The organism is Bacillus sp. FSL K6-3431 (assembly GCF_038002605.1).
GTDB lineage: Bacteria > Bacillota > Bacilli > Bacillales > Bacillaceae_C > Lederbergia.
The window spans coordinates 5,120,612-5,144,305 of the sequence record NZ_JBBOCT010000001.1; the positions used below are offsets into that span (position 1 = coordinate 5,120,612).

Below are 23,694 nucleotides of genomic sequence, written 5' to 3' on the forward strand. Positions count from 1 at the left end.
AGATGACTATGAAACTAGTTTCTACAACAAGTATATGTGGCATATTTATTTATTCTAAATAAGGATCTGTTATAAGAAAATTGATGCATAATAGGCGGAAAACCTAGATAAACATATGATAAAGTTATCCTTGCCTTTTTTCATTCATTCAAATTATAAGAAGGCATTTATATTGGATAAAAAATTGATACCTTATTATAGATATGTTAATGAGGTCGAATGTTTGATTTACCATACAGGGAAAGTATATTTATTGTCGAATAGTATTATAGATTATCTAAATTATAGGAAATGAAGGTGTAATCGATTGTAGGTGATTTTTTATAGTAACCGGTAAAGTACTGAATGTTAAGGAGGCGTCCATGAAATCATCTGGAAAGATATTATTTTATGTAGTAACAATGATGTATTGGTTTTCGATGTATACATATGTGCCAATACTTTCTCCATATGTAGAACATCTTGGTGGATCTATTTTTATGATTGGTCTCGTAGTTGGAAGCTATGGATTTACTCAGCTTCTTGTTCGAATACCGTTGGGGATTTGGTCGGATCGGATTGGTAAGCGCAAGCTGTTTATTATTGCTGGGATCGCATGTGCAGTATTAAGTAGTTTAGGTCTAGCATTGACTTCAAACGTTTGGGTGATTTTTGGTTTTCGCTCACTTGCTGGAGTTGCTGCAGCAAGTTGGGTGGCTTTTACTGTTTTATTCGCAAGCTATTTTGATCCAGATGAGGCACCAAAAGCGATGGGAATTATTAGTTTTTACACAAGTATGGGGCAGATGGCCGCAACGACAATTGGTGGATTCTTAGCTGAATATATTAGTTGGAGTGCCCCGTTTTATATGGGAGCTTTGGTTGGTTTAATTGGTTTAATTCTTGCATTGAAACTCGTTGAGCAGCCCGCAGAAGTTAAAAAGAAACCTGTTGAAGTGAAAGATCTTATAAAAATGGGTGGGGAAAAGTTATTATTATCTGTTTCATTACTAGCTATTATCGTGCAGTGTATCACATTTACAACCATGTTTGGCTTTACACCGCTACATGCGGTGACCTTAGGAGCATCCAATGCTGATTTAAGCATCTTAACTTTATTATCTACTTTGCCAAATGCGATAGCTGGATATATGAGCGGAAGTTTTTTTGTCCGAAGATTAGGTGAAAGACAAACTATTTTGCTTGGATTTTTAGCTGCTGCGATATGTACGATCATTCTACCTTTTACAAATAGCTTTACCTTGCTAGTAATTACACAGGCATTTAATGGATTTGCTCAAGGATTGATGATGCCAGTATTGATGGGGCTTGCCATTCAATCTGTAAGCGAAGAAAGAAGGGCTTCAGCTATGGGCTTTTTCCAAGCATTATATTCACTTGGAATGTTCGGTGGTCCATTTATCGCGGGATGGATCGGAGAGTATGCTAGTCTCTCAAGCGGTTTTATCATGATTGGCTGTCTAAGTTTCATTGGTGCTATTTTATGTTACAAGTGGATGCCAAATAGTAATTTAAAGCATAAATTGGGTAATTGATATATATTGGAAGAGCACATGGTAGAGTGCTAGTATTTTAACTATACATGAATAACGCTGTTTACCGGTTTTGCTGCTTTTTTATGAAAGTGATATCTAACCTTAATTTAAAGGTAACTTAGTCATCCTATTGGTATAGACTAGAAAGTTTAGTGAAGTCAGGAATAATGTAGTAAAGGAAGTAAAGAGTTATGATCCAAAAGTGTATTCTTTTGATTCAATTAATTCGAAAATACTGACAGAAGTTTAGAAGTAATTTAAAATGAAGTAAATAAAATACAATGGAAATTACCACAAAAATATATTAAAAGATACTATTTCGTGTGTTTTATTGTATTAAAGGAGAGGAAAACATTATTACTTCAAAGCCGATAGAAAAACCTATACTTCAGTTTGTTGCAATGTCAGATATACATGTAGGATCACATAAAAAATGTGATGCAAGATTCGAAAGTTTTTTTGACACAATCGCGTCGATCTTTCCGCAACCTGACGCCATATTAATAGTAGGAGATATGATCAACGACAATGGTTTTGATAAACCGGATGATCATAAAATTGTAAAAGAAATACTTCAATATAATTTATCAAGAAAAAGTATGACAAATACAAAAATACAGCTAGCAATTGGTAACCACGATGCAAGTGTTGCAAAATTGCAAGAGCATTACCCAGCTAGGTGGTTTACGAGCCATAATAATGGATACTATGAGACACAAATTGGGGGGTATCCTTTCATTTTCCTAAATGGAAATAATTATAATGGAGATATGGAGCAACGAAATTGGTTGAGTGGTAGATTAGCCGGAATTACATCAGATCCAAATAACAGAAATAAACCTATTTTTGTAAACGTGCATCAACCGATTTCTGAGACTGTAATGGACGGTCAACAATCTTCCAATCCAAATTTATATACTGATCTCCAAGATTATCCGCAAGTTATCACTCTTTCTGGTCATTCGCATTATAATATAAATGATGGTCGTTCGATCTATCAGAAAGATTTTACTTCTCTTAATCTGGGCTCTATGTCCTATATAGAGTGTGAGCAAGGATACAAATCTATCACCGATGCAGGATTAGCTGATAGATTTGAATTCCCTGTATCTCAAGCCTTGTTTATAGAAGTTTTCAAGAACCGGGTAGAGGTAGACAGAGTCTCGTTAAATGCAGATCACGGTGATATTTATATAGACGGAAAATGGTCTGCAGAACCTCAACCACCATTCATTAGCGCGGGTGTACTTGCGGGGGAAAAGTGGGTGATTGATTTGAAAGGGAAAGCCAATGGAGAAATAAGATGCAATTTCAAGTATACACTCGTAGATAGAAATAAAATAACTACTCCATTTAGAGGAAATAGACAACTTAAAATTGAAAATCTAAATGCCGTTCCTAAATTAGTCCTTTTACAAGTTAAAGATGACCAAGTGGTCCATCATTATGAGGTGAAGGTACAAAAAGAAAGTACTGGCTCTATAGTAAACAGTTTAAAAGTATTTTCTGATTATATGTTTTCACCAATTCCTGATAAGTTGAGAATACCCCTAGAAGGTCTAAAACCTCGAACAAATTATAAGGTGGAAGTTACTGCTGTTGATTGTTATGGTAATAAATCATCGTCTATTAAAGAGACTTTTAAAACAGGGAATACGAGCGTTCCGTCAAACATCAAGAAGTAAATGGAGATTTCCAATCATTTAAGCAATGATGAAGAAAAGAAAGTAGTTTTAAGTACATAATGAAGTCGAAAAATTCGCTAGTATAGATTAAACCATCAATTATTATAGGAAAACTATAGTAATAAAAGAATTTTTAGTCTTATTAATGTATACAAAATAAGGAGTAATTCAGGAGGAAAACTAATGAACAAACTACTGATGAAAGCAGCAGTGCTTAATAAGCCCCAATCAATTGAAATAAAAGAAATTACTATTCCAGAGCCCAAAAGTAATGAGGCATTATTAAAAGTTCATTGTATTGGTATATGTGGATCGGATTTGCATTATTATGAACATGGAAGAATTGGGCGGTATGTGGTAGAAAAGCCAATCATTTTAGGGCATGAAGTATCTGGAACAGTGGTGAAAGTTGGATCTGAAGTTACAGACTTAAAAGTAGGGGATCGGGTTGCAGTTGAACCAGGAATTCCTTGTGGGCAATGTGAATATTGCCGATCTGGTCGATATAATCTTTGTGATGAAGTAGAATTTATGGCTACACCGCCATTTGATGGAGCTTGGGCAGAATATGTCACAGTTAGAAGCGATTTCTTATTTAAACTTCCAGATCATGTAAGTTATGAAGAGGGGGCACTAATTGAACCTTTGTCTGTTGGCTTTCATGCAATGAGAAGAGGAAAAGTAGGTCCTGGAGATCGTTTAATCATTACTGGTTTGGGACCAATAGGATTGTTAACTATTGAAGCCGCTAAAATGTTTGGTGTAACAGAAATATACGGAAGTGATGTGGTCGGTTTTAGAAGAGAGCTCGCTATGCAGATGGGAGCTAAGGGTGTAATCGATCCATCTAAAGGATTCGTTCAGGATCAGTTAGAGGAATTGAGTGGTGAGAAAGGATTGGATGTGCTGATTGAAACTTCTGGAAATGCCCACGCTATAAGTGAAACGATCAAGTTGGTAAAGCGTGGAGGTAGGATTGTGTATGTTGGTTTACCGATAGCTGATAGTATTCCAATGGACATGACTTGGATGATTGATGCGGAGCTCGATATGGTAGGTGTATTTCGATATGTCAATACATATTCAGATGCTATCAATAGTTTAGGCCATCCTACAGTAGATTTAGAGAAAGTGATTACTGATCGGTACTCATTAGATGACATACAAAAAGCGATAGACGTAGCCTTGACTGAGAAGGATAAAAGCATCAAAGTGATGATTTATCCGAACCAGGAAGATATGACAAGAAGGTAATGCGATCCTTAGTATGCTGATGTGCTATATGATCAACAATCCAGTGTGTAACTGAATCTCTCACCTACGAATATAGTGTAGGATTGATATCTATTTTATATTCGGGAGGTGTACACAATGGCAATAAAACCGCCTATTCTGCAGCCAGGTGATACGATCGGCATTGTCACTTTGGGGAGCCCGCTGGCTGCAAGCACCATTAATAATAGAATTGAAATATTGCTGAATTTAGGATTCCAGGTTGAGTTGGGGCAATATGTTTATGCAGAAAATGGTTTTCTAGCTGGTACGAATGAGCAGCGTGCCTTTGATTTAATGAATATGTTCGATAATGACCGGGTGAAAATGATACTACCTTCCAGGGGAGGGGTTGGCGTCGCAGGGATACTTCCTTATCTGGACTATTCCTTTATTCAAAGTCACCCGAAGATATTATCCGGGTACAGTGACATTACGGTATTATTGAATGTGCTGTCACAGTATGCAAATTTAATTACGTTCCATAGTTTGTTGTTAATTGATTTTACCATGAATACGCCGTCATACAATTATGATCAGTTTTTTGCAGCAACATCAACATTAACTTCTCCCAGGCAAATCCAAAATCCTTCGGGGATACCTCAGGTTAGCAGAGTTCCTGGTAATGTGACTGGACAGATTGTTGGTGGAAACCTTACATCATTTGTAGACACACTGGGAACCCCTTATGAAATTGATACGAAAAACAGAATCCTGATTCTCGAAGATACTCATGAGCCGATTAATACTGTCTATCGGTATATGGAAGCACTTAAACTGGCGGGTAAATTTCAAGATTGTATTGGAATTGTTATGGGACAATGTACGGAATGTCCAATTTCTTATGGAGTATCCTATGAAGAGTTGATAAATGACTTCATCGTGCCGCTTGAAAAACCACTGATGACCAATGTTACTACCGCACATGGTGTCTATAAAGCGGCTATTCCTATTGGTGCTACGGTTAATCTGGATACCGTAAATAATACTTTAACAGTGCTTGAAACAACAGTCAGTCTGTCACCACAGTAAAGTCTGAGATGTCTTAAGCTAGTGTTGTTGTCGTATAAGTAGGTAATTTACCATATGTTAATTGGAGTTTATTTCCTCTGATCAACAAATAATGATAACCCTTATATTATTGACCCAAAAGGTAAATAGGTTCCTTTATTAAGACGGGCAGTCTCCTACCCAAACCAAAATACTTTGCACCTACTCCTTTTTCCCATATGATGTAGGTATTGATTTATACTTGACAACATATAAAAGGTGATAATAATGACAGAAAAGCTGAGGAAACCTTGGCTATTTATTTTAACAATTGGGCTTGGAACATTACTTAATCCTTTAAATTCATCCATGATTTCGGTGGCATTAACACGATTGCAGCATGAATTTTCGCTAACATTTGCTGATGCCACCTGGTTGATCTCTATTTTTTACCTCGCTAGTGCTGCAGGGCAACCAGTGATGGGGAAATTAAGTGATATGTTTGGCCCGAAAAAGCTTTTTTTAGGTGGCCTTATTATTGTAGCTGCAACATCCATGTTGGCACCATTTTCACCAAACTATCCCTTTTTATTGGGATGCAGGGCATTACAGGCGATCGGAAGTTCGACTCTATTTCCTAGTGGAATGAGTATGGTTCGAACCCATATTACAAAGGGACAAGGGAAGGCACTGGCTGTGTTGTCAATTTTTGCTTCAACATCTGCCGCATTTGGTCCTTCAATTGGTGGATTTCTCATATCGTCCTGGGATTGGGCAGCTATTTTTATTATTAACTTTCCATTTATTGTACTGTCCTTTGTAATGGCTATTTTTATTTTGCCTAATACAGGTCAAGGGAAGTTTGAGTTAAAGCGAATTGATTTCGTGGGAATCAGTTTATTTACTATATCAATTATAGGATTAATATTATTTTTATTGTCACTCGATCATCATATTCGATGGTGGGCATTGATCGTTTTTTCAGTGGGAATTGTAGGATTTTACTTTTATGAACTCAAACATCAAGATCCCTTTATTGATATGAAGGCGTTAAAGACAGATCATAATGTTACATTCATTTACTTGCAGTTCATGAGTATTAATCTGATATATTATTGCTACTTTTTTGGATTCCCAACGTTTTTACAACAAGTTCGGCATTACAGTGAACTGCATACTGGGTTAATTATGCTGGCTTTGGCAGGTTTTGGGGTGATTGTTTCACCACTCGCAGGCCGTATGATTGATATTTACGGTTCAAAACTGCCAATGGTTATCGGGGCAACCTTGCTGTTAATTGGTACGGGTTTATTATTAACCTATCATGAATCCTCGCCACTTATTTGGTTGCTTGTCATTATGGCAGTACTTGGAATGAGTAATGGCTTTAATAATCTCTCGATGCAGACAGCTCTTTATGAACATGTCAGACCGGAGGACACGGGTTCGGCATCAGGTCTATTTCAAACCAGTCGGTATCTTGGTTCCATTTTATCCTCCAGCTTACTAGGTTTGACATTTAATCGTCATTTGGATGTTGCAAATCTTCATATCGTAGCGATTGTATGTTTTATCTTCTGTATTTTTGTACTTGCTTTAGCATTAAGGCTGCCGGGCCGAATACAAGTAAAAGATCACTAATCTCCCATTGATGATAGAAATCATTGTGTAGTTGATGAATAAACCCCCGATTCCCTTTAAAGGAATCGAGGGTTATCCATTTATTGCTTTCCATCGTGTCTGCAAATCTCCATATTTTTTTAGCTATTTCCCTGGCCTCTGATTCATTGGTCAGCGACTATAGAATCATTCTATGGATGGTAATTTTTTTTTTGATTTGGCTATGTTAATCAATATCACGGATTAGAAGATATTTGGTTCATTCTGAGAAAATGCAGTTTTCAGCATAGTTAAAAAGAGCCGAAGACCAACAGCATCATATTACATAGCTTTTGAAAGAAGAATCACAATAAAATTTTATATATTTTATGCTATCATGTAATAAGAAGAACAGTATATTGAAAAAATAGTGTAGGTGAGAAAAGTGAAAGTAACAGCAAAAATGATTGCGGAAGAACTAGGAGTTTCAACAGCAACTGTCGATCGTGTCTTAAATAACAGGAAAGGTGTTAGTGTGAAAACAATCAAGAGGGTTAAAAGAAAAGCAGAAGAATTAGGGTATAAACCAAATACTGCTGCGAAATATCTAGCGACTCAAAAGAAAACCAAGGTAGCTTTTATTTTACCGATCGTACCTAATTACTTTTGGGATGAAATCGAATCTGAAATAAGCAAAGCAGCGCAAGTATATGAAAATTTTGGTTTTGAGGTACAAATATTTAGAATAGATACGATTCCAAAAGAAATACAAATTCAGTTTATTAAAAGAATAATAGATCAAAACTCTTACGATGCACTCGTTATTTCGCCTCATGATGCAGATCCTTATACTGATGTGATAAACGAAGGTGTAATAAAAGGGCTTCCTATATTCACTTTGAATAATGATGTGCCTCTGAGTAAAAGAATTTCATTTGTTGGTGGAGATTATTATCGGGCAGGATTTTTAGCAGCTGAATTAGTTCATTTGTTTTCAAAAGAATTAAAAGACGTAGTAATTATTAGGGAAGATGAAGATACCTTTCAAATGACCAATAAAGAAAAAGGATTTAGAGATTATTATAATTCTAATAAAATCGATATTATGATTCATACATTACCTGTTAAGAGTGATAACATCCAGTTAGATGAGGAGTGGAAAAAAGAGGAATTAAAAAAGAGCACTGCAATATATGTTGCCAATGGTATTCTGGGGGACATAGCAGAATATGTAAATGAAGAAGAGTATGACGATGATAAAATATTAATTGGTCATGATATGAGTGAAAAGATTAATAATTTTCTACAAAAGAAAGTAATCAAGGCTGTTATTTGTCAAGATCCATCGAGTCAAGCAATGATTACTGTAAAAAACGTTTTTAACTACTTATTATTAGAAGAAAGAAGTGAAACGACAGAAACCATTATAAAACTTGAAATTGTTACACCATCGAATGCTAGGTACTATATTTTTCAATAATTATAAAAAAACAAATAAATGATTGACGTACATCGAAAAATCTATTAAGCTATAAATGTAAAACGCTTACTTTTGTTTAAGATGAAATTATCAGTATTTCTTCTTTTTTTTAAGAATAAAATGACATACGTACATCATTATTTAGAAGAGTCAGAAAGGGGACTTGTTATGATTAAATTAAAAGTAATTCAAGTAGGTACAGGAGGTTTTGGTACGTCTTGGCTAGAAATATTGGATAATTTTGAAGACGTGGAATTAGTGGGAGTTGTTGATCTGAACCCTGATAATCTCAAAAATGCGAAAGGATTGATAAAAAATAGCAAGGTAGAGTACTTTACTGATTATTTAGAAGCGTTTTCAAAAGTAAAGGCAGATATTGCTGTCATCATCACCCCTCCACAAACACATAAAAAATTAGCATTAGACGCATTAGAAAGTAATTTAAATGTATTCATGGAAAAACCGATTGCACACACCTTGGATGATGCAACAGAGTTACTAGAAAAATCAAAGCAGTATCAAAAGTTTGTGATGATAAGTCAAAATTATCGTTGGAGACCTGAAATAGAAGCAGTTAAAAAAGCTGTCCAAGAAGAAGTTGTTGGAAAAATTGAATATGTTGAATGGAATTTCAGGCGTGCTACAAAATTTGGAGGATGGCGAGATCAATACAAAGAAATTCTTATTGAGGATATGAGTATTCACCATTTTGACTTAATGCGTCACATACTAGGAGTTGAAGCATCCACAGTTTATGCGAAAAGTATGAAACCTACTTGGAGTTGGTTTAATGGGAATAGTACTGCCACTGTCATTATGAAGTTTGAGGACATACTCATTAATTACTTTGGAAGCTGGGTAACGAGAGGTAAAGAAACGCCATGGAATGGAGAGTTTAAGCTAGTAGGGGAAAAAGGTGTTATAGAATTAAATGATGATATTCCTACAATAACATTTGAAGATGGATCATCCAAAGAACTAAAGTTAGTTTCAATGGAGTATGAAGACCGTGAGTATTCATTTTATGAAATGACAAAAGCGATTAAAGAAAATAGAAAACCTATAACGGACTTAGCAGACAATATTAATAGTTTTGCTATAGTGGGTGCTGCTCTAGAGTCAATAAAACAGGAAAAAGAAATTGAACTAAAGTCTCTATTAAAGTAAAGGGGTTAGTAAAATATGAAAAAAAGACTATTATTTTTATTTAGTGTGTTTTGTTTATTTCTTTTAGCGGCGTGCAATAATTCTGATTCAAAAAAGTCAACGGACAATAAAAATGCAGATGGACAAGTTGTTATTACTGTTTGGGACTATTTAGCACCAGACTCATCTTCAGATGAAGAGCAAAGAGCGCTTATTGAGCAATATGAAAGTGAAAACCCTAACATTAAATTTGAAAGAACCTATATTCCATTTGCAGACTTAAAGACTAAACTTCTACAAGGAATTGCAGGGAACTCTTTACCAGATATTGTGGTGATTGATAACCCTGATCACCAATCCTTTATTGAGGCAGGAGTATTTGCTGATATTACTAAAGAAGTGGAAGATTGGGGGCAAGCTGATAAATACTATCAAGGTGCGATGGATTCGGCTAAGCTTGATGGGAAATACTACGGAATTCCAAATAACAGTAACGCGTTGGCGATATATTACAACAAAGAATTATTTGAACAAGCAGGCGTTACCGAAATACCTAAGACATGGGATGAATTTACCGAAACTTCTAAGAAATTAACGAATGGTGATGTGAAAGGCTTTGCAATGGCAGGGAAAAAAAGTGAAGAAGGTACGTTCCAATTTCTTCCGTATCTATGGCAGTCTGGAGCTGATTTAGATTCATTCGATAGCCCTGATGCCAAAAACGCTATGAGCCTAATTCAAAATCTCGTGAACGAAGGATCTTTGTCGAAAAACATGATTAACTGGGATCAATCAGATGTATTAGTTCAGTTTCAAACTCAAAAAGCTGCCATGATGGAAAATGGACCTTGGCAAATTCCAATTTTAGAAAAAGATTCAAAAGATATGAATTGGGGCGTGTTCCTAATGCCACAAAATAAAAACTCTGCTTCCGTTCTTGGTGGAGAAAACTGGGCAATTACAGCCGATACAAAAAATAAAAAAGAAGCTTGGGATTTTATAAAATGGACTCAGCAACCTGAAATTCTAGGACCTATGCATGAACTTGGTGGTAGATTACCGAGTAGAGAAGATGTTGGATCTGATGCACAATATATTTGGGCAAAAGATGAAAGTGTAAAAGTTTTCATGGAACAATTAAAATCGGCAAAGCCAAGAGCTTATGGTACAAAGTATCCGGAAATTTCTAGCAATGTGCAAGAAGCTATACAGCGCGCGATTACTGGTGAAGATGTTGAAAAAGTAATGGACGATGCGGCTAAAAAGATTGAACCATTATTACCGCAATAAATGAATAGGAGAGAACTTCTCTCCTATTTAGAGTAAAGGAGGTTTTATGATGTATGATTCACCAAAGAAAAGCTTACCACTCTATCTTTTTGTACTACCCGCAGTCCTTTTTGTCCTATGTTTTATGATTTATCCGATTATTTATAATATAGTTGTCAGTTTTCAAGACTTAACGATTAGTAATTTAAATAGTGGTGGGCTGTTTATTGGATTGCAGAACTATGTTGAGATTTTTCAATCTGAGAAATTTCTTGTTGCATTTAAAAATACTTTTATCTACACAATTACATGTATCTTCTTTCAAGTTGTAATTGGTTATTTATTGGCATTATTTTTTAATCAAGATTTCCCATTTAGAAACTTTTTTCGATCTATACTTTTGTTAGCGTGGATGACACCTCTTGTGATTACAGGAACATTATTTAAATGGCTATTCGACGTTGACTATGGTGTAATCAATTATTTTCTAATGAATATTCATATTATTGATAATCCAATTAATTGGCTAGGTCAGGAAAGTACAGCATTAACAGCGGTTATTATTACAAATATATGGGTGGGAATCCCATTCAATATGATTTTGATCTTATCTGCTCTTCAAGCATTGCCAGGGGAAGTATACGAAGCTGCAAAAATTGATGGGGCAAATAAGTTGCAAACCTTTACAAAGATTACAATGCCACTCATGAAACCAACACTATTGATCATCTTAGTGCTTGGGATTATTTATACATTTAAAGTATTCGATATTATTTTAATCATGACTGGTGGCGGTCCAGTTAATGCAACGCAAGTGCTTCCATTTTTCGGGTATGAACAGGCGTTTGTTAATTTTAACTTTGGAACGAGCGGTGCGGTAGCAACAATAATCCTATTAATCTTAATGTGCATCTCACTTGTATATCTATATATGATTAAGAAGGAGGAGTCAGCATGAAGAAATATACAGCAAAACAGTACATGTTGCTCCTTGTTGCAATCCTGTTTACAATTGTATTTTTGTTTCCAATATATTGGATGATTACGACATCGATCAAACCAATTCAAGATGTTTTTGCAACGCCACCAATGATCATTCCAGAGAGTATTCAATTTGATGCTTATGTAAAAAATTTAATTGAAGATCAAAGCTTACTTCCATATTTGAAAAACTCGTTTATTATTGCTGCTGGAACAGCTCTATTCACTTTAATGATTGCATTACCTTGTGCGTATGCATTAGCGAGATTTCGACTTAAAGGTGCGTCCATATTAATATTAATTTTATTGATCACACAGATGATTCCCGGAATTATGATGGCTATGCCACTGTTTATTTTGTTCAGTAAATTAGGGCTTCTTAATAGCTATTTGGCATTGATTATAGGAAATACAACAACAGCGCTCCCATTTGCGATTGTAGTCATGAGGCCATTTTTCTTATCCATTCCTAAAGGGTTGGAGGATGCTGCCGTAGTAGATGGGTGTAACGCGTTTACAGCATTCATTAGGATTATCTTGCCATTGACAAAGCCAACTGTTCTAACTGTTGGTACATTTAGTTTCTTATTTGCTTGGGGAGATTTGATCTTCGCGCTAACTTTAGCGACAGATGAGAAAATAAGGCCATTAACGATGGGATTGACGAAGTTTATTGGGCAATATGGCACGCAATGGGATAACTTAATGTCAGTTTCCACCATTGCAGCTGCGCCAATTATTATTATGTTTTTATTATTACAAAAGTATATTGTTAGCGGTATTACTGCAGGTTCAGAAAAATAATAGAATGGGAGAGATGAGGAATGCAACTAGGTGTATTCGCTGTACTTTTTTCAAAAATGTCCTTAGATGAAATGTTGGATTATGTGAAAGAAAGTGGTGTAGATACAGTTGAGATTGGTACTGGTGGCTATGTTGGGAATGCACATTGTAATCCGAAAGAGTTACTTGCAGATGAAAGCAAACTAGATACATTCAAGCAAGCGTTCGAATCTAGGGGTATGCAAATTAGTGCGTTAAGTTGCCATGGTAATGCATTGCATCCCAATGAAGAAATTGCAATTGAGCATCATGAAGCATTTGTAAATACGGTTAAACTTGCTGCAAAGTTAGGCGTCGAAAATATAGTCACCTTTTCTGGATGTCCTGGTGAATCTGAGCATTCTAAACACCCAGTTTGGATTACGTGCCCATGGCCAGATGATTTTTCGACTGTAGTAGAATGGCAATGGGAAAACAAAGTTATTCCATATTGGAAAGAGCAAGTTGCATTACTAGAAGAATATAATGTCAGAGCAGCGATTGAACCACATCCTGGATTTGTAGTTTATAACACAGAAACGATTCTCCGATTAAGAAATGAATGTGGTGAAAAAATTGGCGCCAACTTTGATCCAAGTCACTATTTTTGGCAAGGAATGGATCCGGTAAACAGCATTAAAGCTCTAGGAGATGCACTATATCATTTCCATGCTAAAGATACGCGGATTGATCCATTGAATAATTCATATAATGGGGTTCTTGACACTAAATCTTATCGTGATATTGCAAACCGCTCATGGGTTTTCAGAACTGTGGGGTATGGTCACGGGGAAGATGTATGGAGAGAAATAATTAGTGCGCTTGAAACAATTGGATATAATGGATCTGTTAGTATCGAGCATGAAGATGGTTTAATGAGTGTGGATGAAGGTTATACAAAAGCTGTTACCTTCTTAAAAGATATGATTATTAAAGAAGGAGCGAAAGATTTATGGTGGGCGTAATGCAAGAAATTAGAATAGGTATGGTGGGATATAAGTTTATGGGTAAGGCCCATTCACATGCATACCGGGATGCCCCTTTCTTTTTTGATTTAGGAGTAAAGCCGATAAGACAAGCAATATGTGGAAGGAATGAAGATGGGGTTAAAGCAGCTGTAGAAAAATTCGGTTGGAATAGTTATGAAACTGATTGGAAGGTGCTTATTGCAAGGGATGATATTGATTTAATAGATATTGTTACTCCAAATAATAATCACGCGGAAATTGCGATAGCTGCTGCTGAGGCAGGAAAGCATGTGTATTGTGAAAAGCCATTAGCCTTGACACTTGAGGAATCGAGGAGAATGTTGGAGGCGGTAAAGAAAAACAATGTCATTCATATGGTGAATTACAATTATCGTTTTGCTCCTGCGATACAATATGCTAAGAAACTAATTGATGAGGGTAAGTTAGGAAAGATTTATCATATTAGAGCAAATTACCTCCAAGATTGGATTATGGATCCAAACTTCCCACTTGTCTGGAGATTGGAAAAATCGGTGAGTGGTTCTGGGTCACATGGTGATTTAGCAGCGCATTTGATCGATTTGGCAAGATTCCTAGTTGGAGAGTTTGATGAAGTATCCGGCTTGCTTGAAACCTTTATTAAGGAGAGGCCAGCTGTTGCAGAAAGTTCAGGATTAACTGGTGTTGCTTCAACTACTGAATTTAAGAAAGTAGAAGTGGATGATGCCAGTATTTTTATTGCAAGGTTTAAAAATGGAGCAATTGGTACATTTGAAGCAACACGATTTGCTAAAGGAAATAGAAATGCTAATAAATTTGAGATTAATGGAGAAAAAGGTTCAATAAAATGGAATGCTGAAAACTTAAATGAACTTGAACTATATTTGGGGTCTGATGAAGAAGGAACACAAGGATTCAGAAAAATCAATTGTACAGAAGAGGTTCATCCATATGCGGGAGCGTATTGGCCTGCAGCCCATATTATCGGATACGAACATACATTTATTAATTTAGTTGTTGAATTAATGAAGGGGCTTGAAAAAGGAGAATCGCCATCTCCAAATTTTGAAGATGGCCATATCAATCAAGCAATTATGGAAGCAGTTGAAAAATCCTCAGAAAACAAAACATGGGAAAAAATCGAGAAATATATTTAATATCCATCGTTTCATTGTATAGATTATTTTATAAATGCAAATATTCGTATTGGAGGAATATTCACAAACCGAATTAGACCTATTAGGTTAAAAAAACGAAGAAATCTAAATGCTATTCGTAGTTGTTCTTGATTAAAGGAGAGTATTGAAACCTGTTTAGATTTGAATCTATGCAGGTTTCTTTATGGTTGGAAGAGGTTTAGAAAACTTGAAATATTTATTGCGGTCAAAATAAAATGGATAAAACTAGAAACTATTATCTAAGATAAAAGATTAAATGTAAATCCCATGTTCATACATTTTGATTGACAAAAAATACAAAATGTATATGAAAAAGCTGGCTTCCTACTGGAAGGCCAGTTTAATTGGTTTAAGGGTAAATTCCAATTGTTCATTTACAATAAAAATATTATGTGTGGAAGATACGGCAGTAATTAGGCAATTTAGTTTGCTACTAATTTATTCATAAACTCTAAAACCAACTGATTTATGCTAGGAGAATGTAAAACCCATATGCTACAATAATATAATGAAAGCACTTACAAATTTAGAATTATGATATGTGGAGGGAAAGCTATTATGAAGATTACTAGTTTTGAACTTTTTCAAGTACCACCACGTTGGCTTTTTTTAAAAGTAGAAACAGATGAGGGCATTATTGGCTGGGGAGAGCCGATAGTTGAAGGAAGAGCAGCAACAGTTAAGGCTTGTGTAGAAGAATTAATGAGTTATCTTATTGGAAAAGATCCAATGAGAATAGAAGATCATTGGAATGTCATGTACCGATCGGGCTTTTACCGTGGTGGCCCGATATTAATGAGCGCAATTGCTGGAATTGACCAAGCACTTTGGGATATAAAAGGTAAGTTTCTTCAAACACCAATCTATCAATTATTAGGTGGGGCTTGTCGGGAATCCATTCGTGTTTATTCATGGATCGGAGGAGATCGCCCGGTTGATGTTGGACTTGCTGCAAGGGAAGCCGTTAAAAGTGGATTTACAGCAATCAAGATGAACGGAATAGAGGAATTACAATATATTGACTCTTACGAAAAAATCGATAAAGCAATTGAGAGGATTGCGGCGGTCCGTGAAGCGGCAGGTAATTATATCGGTATCGGTATTGATTTTCATGGGCGAGTTCATAAGCCAATGGCGAAGATTCTTGCAAAAGAATTAGAACCCTTTCGTCCGATGTTTATTGAGGAACCAGTACTCCCAGAAAATAATGAGGCTTTACGAGAGATTGCCAACGCAACTAATATCCCTATCGCAACAGGGGAAAGAATGTTTTCCAGATGGGATTTTAAAAAATTACTACATGATGGGTATGTTGATATTATTCAACCGGATCTTTCTCATGCAGGAGGAATTACTGAGTGTAAAAAAATATTTTCCATGGCAGAAGCATATGATGTGGCGGTCGCCCCGCATTGTCCACTTGGTCCGATCGCGTTAGCAGCATGTTTGCAGGTTGATGCGACAGCACATAATGCAATTATTCAAGAACAAAGTTTGGGTATACATTACAATCAGGGAAATGATCTGCTAGATTATTTAAAAGATAAATCTGTCTTTTCTTATAAAGATGGTCAAGTTGCCATCCCACAGGGTCCAGGACTCGGGCTTGAAATGAATGAAGATTACATAAGGAAGATGGCGGAGATAGGTCATAATTGGAAAAACCCCGTGTGGCGTCATCAGGATGGAAGTGTTGCGGAATGGTAATTATAAATCAGTTGAAAGTCGGAAAAGAATAGGGAACCTGTTGATAAATATGTAATGGTGCAATAGGTCTTGAAAATATTAAGTTTTTGAATTTTGCGGGAAACTGTCAAAAGTAGTTTTGAAGAATTATATGTGTGATTGTAGAACTAATAGCCAACCTTAAAGCTTGGAGTATGTATCTTGATTTATTAATGGATGCAATAAAGGTACGCGTGAGAGATAATTCAGACCCACTAATTAAACTAAGGTTCTCACTCGACTTATCTAAGGAGGGGTGTTACTTGAGTTACAAAGACACTTTTATTACTATTTCTGAGGATTCAAATCTTGCTTCCTCGATTGTACCTGTCCCAAGAAACAAAAAACCTACTGTTGCTTCTATTGAATATGATTTAATTAAGAATAATCCTTATAAATACACACAGGAAGATGTTCAATTTGAAACTTATTTGATCAAGAATCAAAGTGAATTAAATAATATAAATGATTTACGAGAATTGTTTTTCACAAAAACGAAAGCATGTTTTAGGGCTTCTCCGTTAGTAAAAAAATATGGATGGGGCATTCACTATGATGACCAAGGAAAAATTGCCATATATGATGTTAAGAGTGAAACCTATAATCAATTTCTGAAAACGGATAACATTTCCATAATAAAAGGCATGCGTTCGAAAAGAAATAAATAATAATTCATATATTAAATTCCTTTCTCTTACTGATTGAACAAGCGTAAGAGAAAAACAATTTGACATTCTAAGACCCCTGTATTTTGTTGTCAGTGATGAAAAAAAGTTATTAATTAATATAATAGCCAAAAATGTCGAAGCAGTAAAGGATGTATGGAAAATGGTTGATGTTGTAACGATAGGTGAAAGTATGATTCTTTTTCAGCCAATGATGGATCGTTCGATACAATATGCTCCACTATTCACAAAAACAATTGCTGGTGCGGAATCTAATGTAGCGATTGGTTTAACTCGTATGGAGAAAAAAGTGAGATGGATCAGTCATGTGGGGGATGATCCCTTTGGAAGGTTTTTACTTTCTACGCTAACTGGCGAAGGGATAGACGTATCTTTATGTAAGGTTCAGTCGAAGGAAAATACTGCAGTCTACTTTAAAGATATTAAAGGGGCTTATGATCCAACTGTTTATTATTATCGAAAAAATTCAGCGGCAAGTAAAATGAAATCTACAGATATTCAATCAGAATGGCTTGAGAGTGCACGGCATTTGCATATAACTGGCATTACACCAGCATTGGGAGAAGCGACAGCAGATATGATCATGGAAGTAATGGAAAGAGCGAAGGCAAAAGGCATGACCATTTCTTTAGATCCCAATATACGCAGAAAACTATGGAGTGAAGAAAAAGCTAGAAAAACGATTATAAAAATGATTCCTTTATGTGACATTTTTATGCCGGGGTTAGACGAGTGTCAATTTTTATTTGGTGAGAAATCATTGGATGAATATGGCGAAATACTATTAAATAAGGGACCAAGCCTAATTCTTCTGAAATTGGGGGAAAAAGGTTCCATTGCAATTACGGAAGAATACACAACCAAAAAAGAAAGTATTAAAGTGAAACAGATTGTAGATACAATCGGTGCCGGAGATGCTTTTGCGAGTGGCTGTTTATCTGTTTTACTAGATGTGAACGATTTAAAGAGTGCGCTAGAAAGCCCATCTAAAATAAAAAATATAGTGAAACAAGCGATTGAACGCGGCAATCATCTTGGTGCTCTAACTGTTCAATTCAAAGGGGATTGGGAAGAGCTTCCAACATTAAAAGAGTTACAGAGTATGGAACAGGGGGAAAAAGCAATTTCTCGATAGAGTCATTCCTTTCAAGAACGGTTAGGGAGGAACATCCAACTGCGAAGATACTAATCGTTCTTTTCTATTCGGAAATTGTCTATGGCTATGAATACTAATGAGGAAAATTGTAAAAATGGGAGTTTCTTTTTTGATTATAATAGAAAAGAGGCTTCTGGTGTTCCAAATGGAATGAGGGAGATGTCACATGAAATTTTCGCTTTGTATTGGAGCGTATCCAGGAAAAGATATCATATATCATCTTGAAAAAGTGAAAGCCCATGGCTTTGACGGGATAGAGTATTATCATTGGTGGGATTTAGAATTAAATCAGATTGCCAGAGAACAAGAAAGAATTGGGGCCGGAATCATCTCAACATGCACCCGCTATTTTAATTTGGTGGACCCTAGTAAAAGAGAGGAGTACTTGTCAGGGTTAAAAGAAACGATAACAGCTTGTAAGGTGCTTGGTACAAAAGCGATCATTACCCAAACTGGAAATTTTATTGAAGGTGTTGAACGTAAAACACAATATCAAGCGATGATTAAGACATTAAAGCAATGCGCAGATCTCTGCGAGGAGGCAAATATAGTTTTGGAGGTTGAACCGCTAAATGGTCTGGTGGATCATCCTGGACATTTTTTGCAAAAATCGGATGAAGCAATTATGATGATTGACGAAGTAGGAAGTCCGAATGTGAAACTTGTTTTTGATGTATACCATCAACAAATTACTGAAGGCAATGTTATTAGAAATGCGACGAATTATATTCAAAGAATCAATCATTATCATATCGCCGATAATCCTGGCAGGAATCAACCTGGAACTGGTGAATTGAATTATGTCCATATTTTAAAGGCGATAAAGAATACAGGTTTTGATGGTTTTATTGGTCTAGAATGTGGATATACGATTGATACAGATCAAGCATTAAAAAATTTTAAAGAAAATATTATAAAAAACGTCAATGCATAAATAGATTTAGACTTTACAATAACTAACAATAAAAATGAACGAACATAATCTAATAGCTCGAAACGTGAATAGTGTAAAGGCTTGATGGATTGGAAAGCCATGATAAAAGATATTTGGATGCACTGGAAAAAAGCTTATTACGAAAAGTTCAGTAATGAAAAGTTTTTTATATTTGAAATACCAATAACTGAGAATGTGTGCTCAGTATCGTCCAAATTGAATAAATAGCTGTCGAGACTTTCCAGACAGCCCGTGAAGAGATGCTGGTCAGCATCTCTTCTATTTATGCCTAAAGAGAAATAAAGCCGTTACGGAATCAATAAGTGATGAACTTAGTTCTGTTAGCTAATTACGCAATTTATCAAATAGTCGCTTGCGGAAATCTCTAGGATTCATCCCATAAAAAGCGGTAAATTGTTTTGTAAAATAAAAAGGGCTAGAAAAGCCTACATCACCCGCAACTTCTGAAATAGACCTATTCGTAAACTCAAGTAGCCGAGCTGCCTGTCTGAGCCTTATTGATAAAAGAGTGGCCATGATGGAAACACCAATTTGTTCGCGAAATAAATGGGATAGGCGTGAGGGAGATAGGGATACTTTTCTTGAAATGGATTCTAGAGTATGGGATTCTTTTAAATTTTCGCTAAAAATCTGTAATACTTCCTGAACCCGTAAATCAACTTTTACTTTATCATTCGTTTGTGCCCATTGGTTCACTGCTAATAATATCTCTTCAAGTGCATTCATGGATAACTCTTTGGATAACGAGTGAATGCTATGATTATCTCGAATCATGCGTTGGAAACTACCTAATACACGTTCCTGCAGTTGTGGTCGTTCGATGTTTAAATGAATAAGGCCTTTGGATCGCTCCGGTAGCATCAGTAATTCAATCCATGTTTCCTTTGGTAGAAAGTGTGCCCATATAAATTCCCACTGTGTGCCATGTGTTGCGTATTGATGGATTGTCCTAGGTTTAAGAATAGCTAAATCCCCTATTTTTACAATTTGCACATGATTATCTACTGTAAATTGACCTTTCCCTGATATTGTATAAGTAATTAACCAGTCTTTCGTTCCATCTGGCCTAGAAACCTTGTATTCCTCCATTTGGTTAAAATGATCGCAAATAAGTACACCAGAAGATGGAGCAGTTGTAATAATAGCAGGATTGTTAAGGTTTTTAGTCATATCATACATTCCTTTTTTATCATTTTCCTTTATCATTTAATTATAAGCAATTTTCTAATAAAAGGGAGTGTGTTATTTGTGAAAAACAAAGCTAACGTTCATGAACAAAAAGAAATGTTTGATAAAGAAGGTTATTTGATTGTAAAGGGATTGTTTTCTAAAGAAGAAACGGAACGATTAAAGGAACATTTCATGCGAATGCATGCAGCGGGTCCTATACCGGGTCACTTTTCCCCTTTAACGGAAGAAAAAGCGAATGGGAATGTATTGAAAATGTATCCAAGAATTATGCATCCTCACAAAATCGATACGGTATCTATGAAATATATGTTAGATTTAAGGGTATTTACAGTACTAACAAATTTACTTGGAGAGGAGCCGCTTGCAGCGCAAAGTATGTTCTATTTCAAACCACCGGGTGCCAAGGGGCAAGCGCTTCACCAAGACAACTTTTATTTAAAAGTTGAGCCAGGAACATGTATTGCGGCTTGGACCGCAGTGGACCAATCAAATGAAGAGAACGGTGGTTTACACATCGTTCCAAAATCTCAATACTCTGAGGTACAATGTCCTCATGAAGCTGATCCAGAGAAATCGTTTACTCGTGAGGAAGTAAATGTACCTGAGGGACTTAAGCCTGTTCCAGCTATTCTTGAACCAGGAGACGTGTTGTTCTTTAACGGAAATGTTATTCATGGATCATACCCTAATGTATCTAAAGATAATTTCCGCCGATCATTTATATGCCATTATGCTGGCATATCTACTACAAAGGCGGGAGACTTTTACAAGCCTCTGTTACATCAAGATGGATCAGAGATAACTGTTGAAGTAAGTAAGTCAACTCCATGTGGCAATGAATTTGACCAGGTTGCGATGAACTAAAAGACCCTTTATAATTGTTGAGAAAAAGATGCACCCTAGGAGGACTGCATCTTTTTCTCGATATATCCATTCAATTTGTCACTAAATGATAATCCGGTTTATATTCCTTGAATTGTGGATTTTCTCCACAGATCATTAGTCCTTGTCCCCAGTTGACATGAACATCTTTAGTCGGCAAGTCTGCAGGGTCACGATATTGGAATAAGACATTTCGTCTTGTTCGTTCGCTTCGGTTTGGTTTAGATCCATGAACAGTTAAATAATTGAAAAACAGTACATCACCTGCTTCAGCAGGACAAGCGATTCCTGATTCAATAGGATATTCTTTATTATTTAAAAAGTAACTGCCAATATGTGGAATGGGACCGTTTTTATGAGACTCAGGTATCACATGGAGACAGCCATTTTCCTCATTTGCATTATCGAGATGAACGCTTGCTGCCATCACCGTATGCAATTGATGAGGAAAATAGGGGTGATCCTGGTGCATTGGGAATGCCGCTCCATTTTCTGGAGGTTTGACTAGCATTTTAGAATGATGTAATTGAACATTATCACCAATAAGCTGTGAAAGAATGGAAATCATATTTGGATGAGCAACTGCTTTTGTGAAAGAAGCGTCATGATAATGTACATCATGAAATCCCTTTAAAACAAGTTTCTTTCGTTCCTCTTCTGGCATATGATCTCCTTGCCAAGTGTGATTAGCGTCCATTTTTGACATTGTTGCTCTTTGAAGAATATTGTCAATAGCGTTTCTCATTTCTTCCACTTCTTGAGAGTTAAACACACCTTTTACAAGCAAATATCCATTTTCTTTGTAAAAATCTACATCCTTTGTTAGTATCAAAATAATTCACTCCTTATTTTTTTGAATTTTCATTATCTGATTTCTATTTCAAATTATAGGGATTTAATGATTTATTGTCTTTATGATAATCTGCCAAGTTTTTGCACTTTTAAGACACGGAGGGAATTAGATATGTCTTTATTGGACTACCAACATGCAGATTTTTATTTAAATCAACATGCTTTAAAACTTTCAGGAGACAGTGTTTCATTTTATATTCATTACTGGGGTGTCACACCTGCCCATTACGATAATCCTTTACATAAACACTCCTTTTTCGAAGTATGTTATGTTATTGATGGCGAGGGTTCCTACAGCGATAATGGCATTGAAACGCCACTAGTAAGTGGTTCATTATTTTTATCTAGACCAGGAATTTGGCATCAGATAAAGAGCCAGACAGGGCTATTCCTACTATTTGTTGCTTTTGAAATAATTGAATCAGAGACAAGTGAAACAGCTATTAATCAATTTCGGCAACTTGCTAACACGAAGAGCTTTGTCACTGAAGTCAATGATTTATTCCCATCAATCTTGATTTGGAAAACACTATTAATGCAATCTACTATTATTAATTATTTTCAAAAAGAAATTGTCCATACACTTGCCTATTCACTACTTATATCCTTACATCAAGTATTTACAAATGATCAGATAGAAACAGAAAAGATAATTGTAAGGAGAACATCCCCGAATCTACACAGAGCCAAATTATACATTAGAGATAATCTTTCACAGCCACTACAATTAAATGATCTTGCTTGTTATTTACATATTTCAACAAGGCATTTATCAAGGATTTTTTCTATTGAATTAGGGGAAAGCTTCACGGGCTATATTCGAAAAGAAAGAATAAAAAGAGCTTCAGAATTGTTAACAAGCACGAAGCGAACAATTAAAGATATAGCTGATGACACAGGGTTTACGTCTGTTCATTACTTTTCAAGAATTTTTAAAGCTGAAACTGGGGTACCGCCTGGGTATTTTCGTAAAAATAAATCTATTGAATAATTAAATTATTCAATAGAAAAGTTAAAATGATAGGAAACTTTTTATAGGGGAAAAGGATGCCATAACAAGATTGGGAAAAAGCCCATCTGTTTAACATACCTTTGAATAGGGGGAAAGTAGAAATAAGCAATTATATCTTGAAAGACGAAAGCGCATTCGTAAAGACAAACTTTAATCGATTTCTCCTTTTTCGAGCAATTTATGAAAGTGTAGTACAGGAAAGTTCAAACCGTTGAATGTGAATAATCAGAATATTACGTCTTACTTAATCTATAACAGCATGCTCTTCTACTTAGGATCAGGTCATTTGCCTATTTTTATGGATGAATGA

General features: G+C 35.7%; 20 protein-coding genes. 18 read left to right on the forward strand and 2 right to left on the reverse strand.

The annotated features are described in order from the left end of the window. Positions 1–362: 362 nt before the first annotated feature. From MHB53_RS24390 to MHB53_RS24465, 16 genes are all read left to right on the forward strand, one after another. Positions 363–1,535, forward strand: a complete 1,173-nt coding sequence (locus tag MHB53_RS24390) for an MFS transporter (RefSeq protein ID WP_340923556.1) — start codon at positions 363–365, stop codon at positions 1,533–1,535. A gap of 401 nt (positions 1,536–1,936) precedes the next feature. Further along, on the forward strand, positions 1,937–3,220 hold the full coding sequence (locus MHB53_RS24395) for a metallophosphoesterase (RefSeq protein WP_340924971.1): 1,284 nt from the start codon (positions 1,937–1,939) through the stop codon (positions 3,218–3,220). A 183-nt stretch (positions 3,221–3,403) separates the two neighbouring features. Further along, complete coding sequence (locus MHB53_RS24400; protein ID WP_340923559.1) at positions 3,404–4,474, forward strand: NAD(P)-dependent alcohol dehydrogenase; 1,071 nt, start codon at positions 3,404–3,406, stop codon at positions 4,472–4,474. Between the two features lie 117 nt (positions 4,475–4,591). Beyond that, the gene (locus MHB53_RS24405; RefSeq protein ID WP_340923562.1) at positions 4,592–5,524 is read left to right on the forward strand and encodes a S66 peptidase family protein; all 933 of its coding nucleotides are present in this window, start codon (positions 4,592–4,594) and stop codon (positions 5,522–5,524) included. Between the two features lie 246 nt (positions 5,525–5,770). Further along, positions 5,771–7,123: an MFS transporter gene (locus tag MHB53_RS24410; protein WP_340923566.1), complete on the forward strand. Its 1,353-nt coding sequence runs from the start codon at positions 5,771–5,773 to the stop codon at positions 7,121–7,123. A gap of 403 nt (positions 7,124–7,526) precedes the next feature. Beyond that, positions 7,527–8,561: a LacI family DNA-binding transcriptional regulator gene (locus tag MHB53_RS24415; protein WP_340923568.1), complete on the forward strand. Its 1,035-nt coding sequence runs from the start codon at positions 7,527–7,529 to the stop codon at positions 8,559–8,561. Positions 8,562–8,729: 168 nt separating this feature from the next. Next, positions 8,730–9,728, forward strand: coding sequence for a Gfo/Idh/MocA family protein (locus MHB53_RS24420; protein ID WP_340923572.1), 999 nt, complete (start codon positions 8,730–8,732; stop codon positions 9,726–9,728). A gap of 15 nt (positions 9,729–9,743) precedes the next feature. Then, positions 9,744–10,997, forward strand: coding sequence for a sugar ABC transporter substrate-binding protein (locus tag MHB53_RS24425; protein ID WP_340923575.1), 1,254 nt, complete (start codon positions 9,744–9,746; stop codon positions 10,995–10,997). Positions 10,998–11,046: 49 nt separating this feature from the next. Then, positions 11,047–11,934, forward strand: coding sequence for a carbohydrate ABC transporter permease (locus MHB53_RS24430; RefSeq protein ID WP_340923578.1), 888 nt, complete (start codon positions 11,047–11,049; stop codon positions 11,932–11,934). After that, entirely contained in the window at positions 11,931–12,761 is an 831-nt protein-coding gene (locus tag MHB53_RS24435; RefSeq protein ID WP_340923580.1) for a carbohydrate ABC transporter permease, read from the forward strand. Before MHB53_RS24430 ends, MHB53_RS24435 begins: the two co-directional genes overlap by 4 nt. Positions 12,762–12,781: 20 nt before the next feature. Beyond that, the gene (locus tag MHB53_RS24440; RefSeq protein WP_340923582.1) at positions 12,782–13,744 is read left to right on the forward strand and encodes a sugar phosphate isomerase/epimerase family protein; all 963 of its coding nucleotides are present in this window, start codon (positions 12,782–12,784) and stop codon (positions 13,742–13,744) included. Then, a complete protein-coding gene (locus MHB53_RS24445; RefSeq protein ID WP_445661481.1) occupies positions 13,744–14,904 on the forward strand; it encodes a Gfo/Idh/MocA family protein in 1,161 nt (386 codons plus the stop codon). The genes MHB53_RS24440 and MHB53_RS24445 overlap by 1 nt, the downstream gene beginning before the upstream one ends. 579 nt (positions 14,905–15,483) lie before the next feature. Further along, the gene (gene dgoD / locus MHB53_RS24450; protein WP_340923585.1) at positions 15,484–16,632 is read left to right on the forward strand and encodes a galactonate dehydratase; all 1,149 of its coding nucleotides are present in this window, start codon (positions 15,484–15,486) and stop codon (positions 16,630–16,632) included. Between the two features lie 281 nt (positions 16,633–16,913). After that, positions 16,914–17,318, forward strand: coding sequence for a DUF6157 family protein (locus MHB53_RS24455; protein ID WP_340923588.1), 405 nt, complete (start codon positions 16,914–16,916; stop codon positions 17,316–17,318). Positions 17,319–17,478: 160 nt separating this feature from the next. Continuing rightward, entirely contained in the window at positions 17,479–18,471 is a 993-nt protein-coding gene (locus tag MHB53_RS24460; protein ID WP_340923591.1) for a sugar kinase, read from the forward strand. Between the two features lie 187 nt (positions 18,472–18,658). Beyond that, positions 18,659–19,426, forward strand: coding sequence for a hydroxypyruvate isomerase family protein (locus MHB53_RS24465; RefSeq protein WP_340923594.1), 768 nt, complete (start codon positions 18,659–18,661; stop codon positions 19,424–19,426). A gap of 345 nt (positions 19,427–19,771) precedes the next feature. Here the strand turns inward: MHB53_RS24465 and MHB53_RS24470 are convergent, their stop codons facing one another. After that, complete coding sequence (locus tag MHB53_RS24470; RefSeq protein WP_340923597.1) at positions 19,772–20,617, reverse strand: helix-turn-helix domain-containing protein; 846 nt, start codon at positions 20,615–20,617, stop codon at positions 19,772–19,774. A 78-nt stretch (positions 20,618–20,695) separates the two neighbouring features. Here MHB53_RS24470 and MHB53_RS24475 point away from each other — a divergent pair, with 78 nt between their 5' ends. Then, on the forward strand, positions 20,696–21,502 hold the full coding sequence (locus tag MHB53_RS24475) for a phytanoyl-CoA dioxygenase family protein (RefSeq protein ID WP_340923600.1): 807 nt from the start codon (positions 20,696–20,698) through the stop codon (positions 21,500–21,502). A gap of 70 nt (positions 21,503–21,572) precedes the next feature. On the opposite strand, the gene MHB53_RS24480 is transcribed toward MHB53_RS24475, so the two are convergent. Continuing rightward, the gene (locus tag MHB53_RS24480) at positions 21,573–22,352 is read right to left on the reverse strand and encodes a phytanoyl-CoA dioxygenase family protein (RefSeq protein ID WP_340923603.1); all 780 of its coding nucleotides are present in this window, start codon (positions 22,350–22,352) and stop codon (positions 21,573–21,575) included. Positions 22,353–22,484: 132 nt separating this feature from the next. Between MHB53_RS24480 and MHB53_RS24485 the strand changes: the two genes are divergently transcribed. Next, positions 22,485–23,363, forward strand: coding sequence for an AraC family transcriptional regulator (locus MHB53_RS24485; RefSeq protein WP_340923605.1), 879 nt, complete (start codon positions 22,485–22,487; stop codon positions 23,361–23,363). Positions 23,364–23,694: the final 331 nt, after the last annotated feature.

Excerpts from the sequence above, each read along its gene's own strand:
- MHB53_RS24390 (WP_340923556.1), top strand. The coding sequence starts at position 363 with ATGAAATCATCTGGAAAGATATTATTTTATGTAGTAACAATGATGTAT.
- MHB53_RS24395 (WP_340924971.1), top strand. The coding sequence starts at position 1,937 with ATGTCAGATATACATGTAGGATCACATAAAAAATGTGATGCAAGATTC.
- MHB53_RS24400 (WP_340923559.1), top strand. The coding sequence starts at position 3,404 with ATGAACAAACTACTGATGAAAGCAGCAGTGCTTAATAAGCCCCAATCA.
- MHB53_RS24405 (WP_340923562.1), top strand. The coding sequence starts at position 4,592 with ATGGCAATAAAACCGCCTATTCTGCAGCCAGGTGATACGATCGGCATT.
- MHB53_RS24410 (WP_340923566.1), top strand. The coding sequence starts at position 5,771 with ATGACAGAAAAGCTGAGGAAACCTTGGCTATTTATTTTAACAATTGGG.
- MHB53_RS24420 (WP_340923572.1), top strand. The coding sequence starts at position 8,730 with ATGATTAAATTAAAAGTAATTCAAGTAGGTACAGGAGGTTTTGGTACG.
- MHB53_RS24425 (WP_340923575.1), top strand. The coding sequence starts at position 9,744 with ATGAAAAAAAGACTATTATTTTTATTTAGTGTGTTTTGTTTATTTCTT.
- MHB53_RS24430 (WP_340923578.1), top strand. The coding sequence starts at position 11,047 with ATGTATGATTCACCAAAGAAAAGCTTACCACTCTATCTTTTTGTACTA.
- MHB53_RS24435 (WP_340923580.1), top strand. The coding sequence starts at position 11,931 with ATGAAGAAATATACAGCAAAACAGTACATGTTGCTCCTTGTTGCAATC.
- MHB53_RS24440 (WP_340923582.1), top strand. The coding sequence starts at position 12,782 with ATGCAACTAGGTGTATTCGCTGTACTTTTTTCAAAAATGTCCTTAGAT.
- MHB53_RS24445 (WP_445661481.1), top strand. The coding sequence starts at position 13,744 with ATGCAAGAAATTAGAATAGGTATGGTGGGATATAAGTTTATGGGTAAG.
- dgoD (WP_340923585.1), top strand. The coding sequence starts at position 15,484 with ATGAAGATTACTAGTTTTGAACTTTTTCAAGTACCACCACGTTGGCTT.
- MHB53_RS24460 (WP_340923591.1), top strand. The coding sequence starts at position 17,479 with ATGGTTGATGTTGTAACGATAGGTGAAAGTATGATTCTTTTTCAGCCA.
- MHB53_RS24465 (WP_340923594.1), top strand. The coding sequence starts at position 18,659 with ATGAAATTTTCGCTTTGTATTGGAGCGTATCCAGGAAAAGATATCATA.
- MHB53_RS24470 (WP_340923597.1), bottom strand. The coding sequence starts at position 20,617 with ATGACTAAAAACCTTAACAATCCTGCTATTATTACAACTGCTCCATCT.
- MHB53_RS24485 (WP_340923605.1), top strand. The coding sequence starts at position 22,485 with ATGTCTTTATTGGACTACCAACATGCAGATTTTTATTTAAATCAACAT.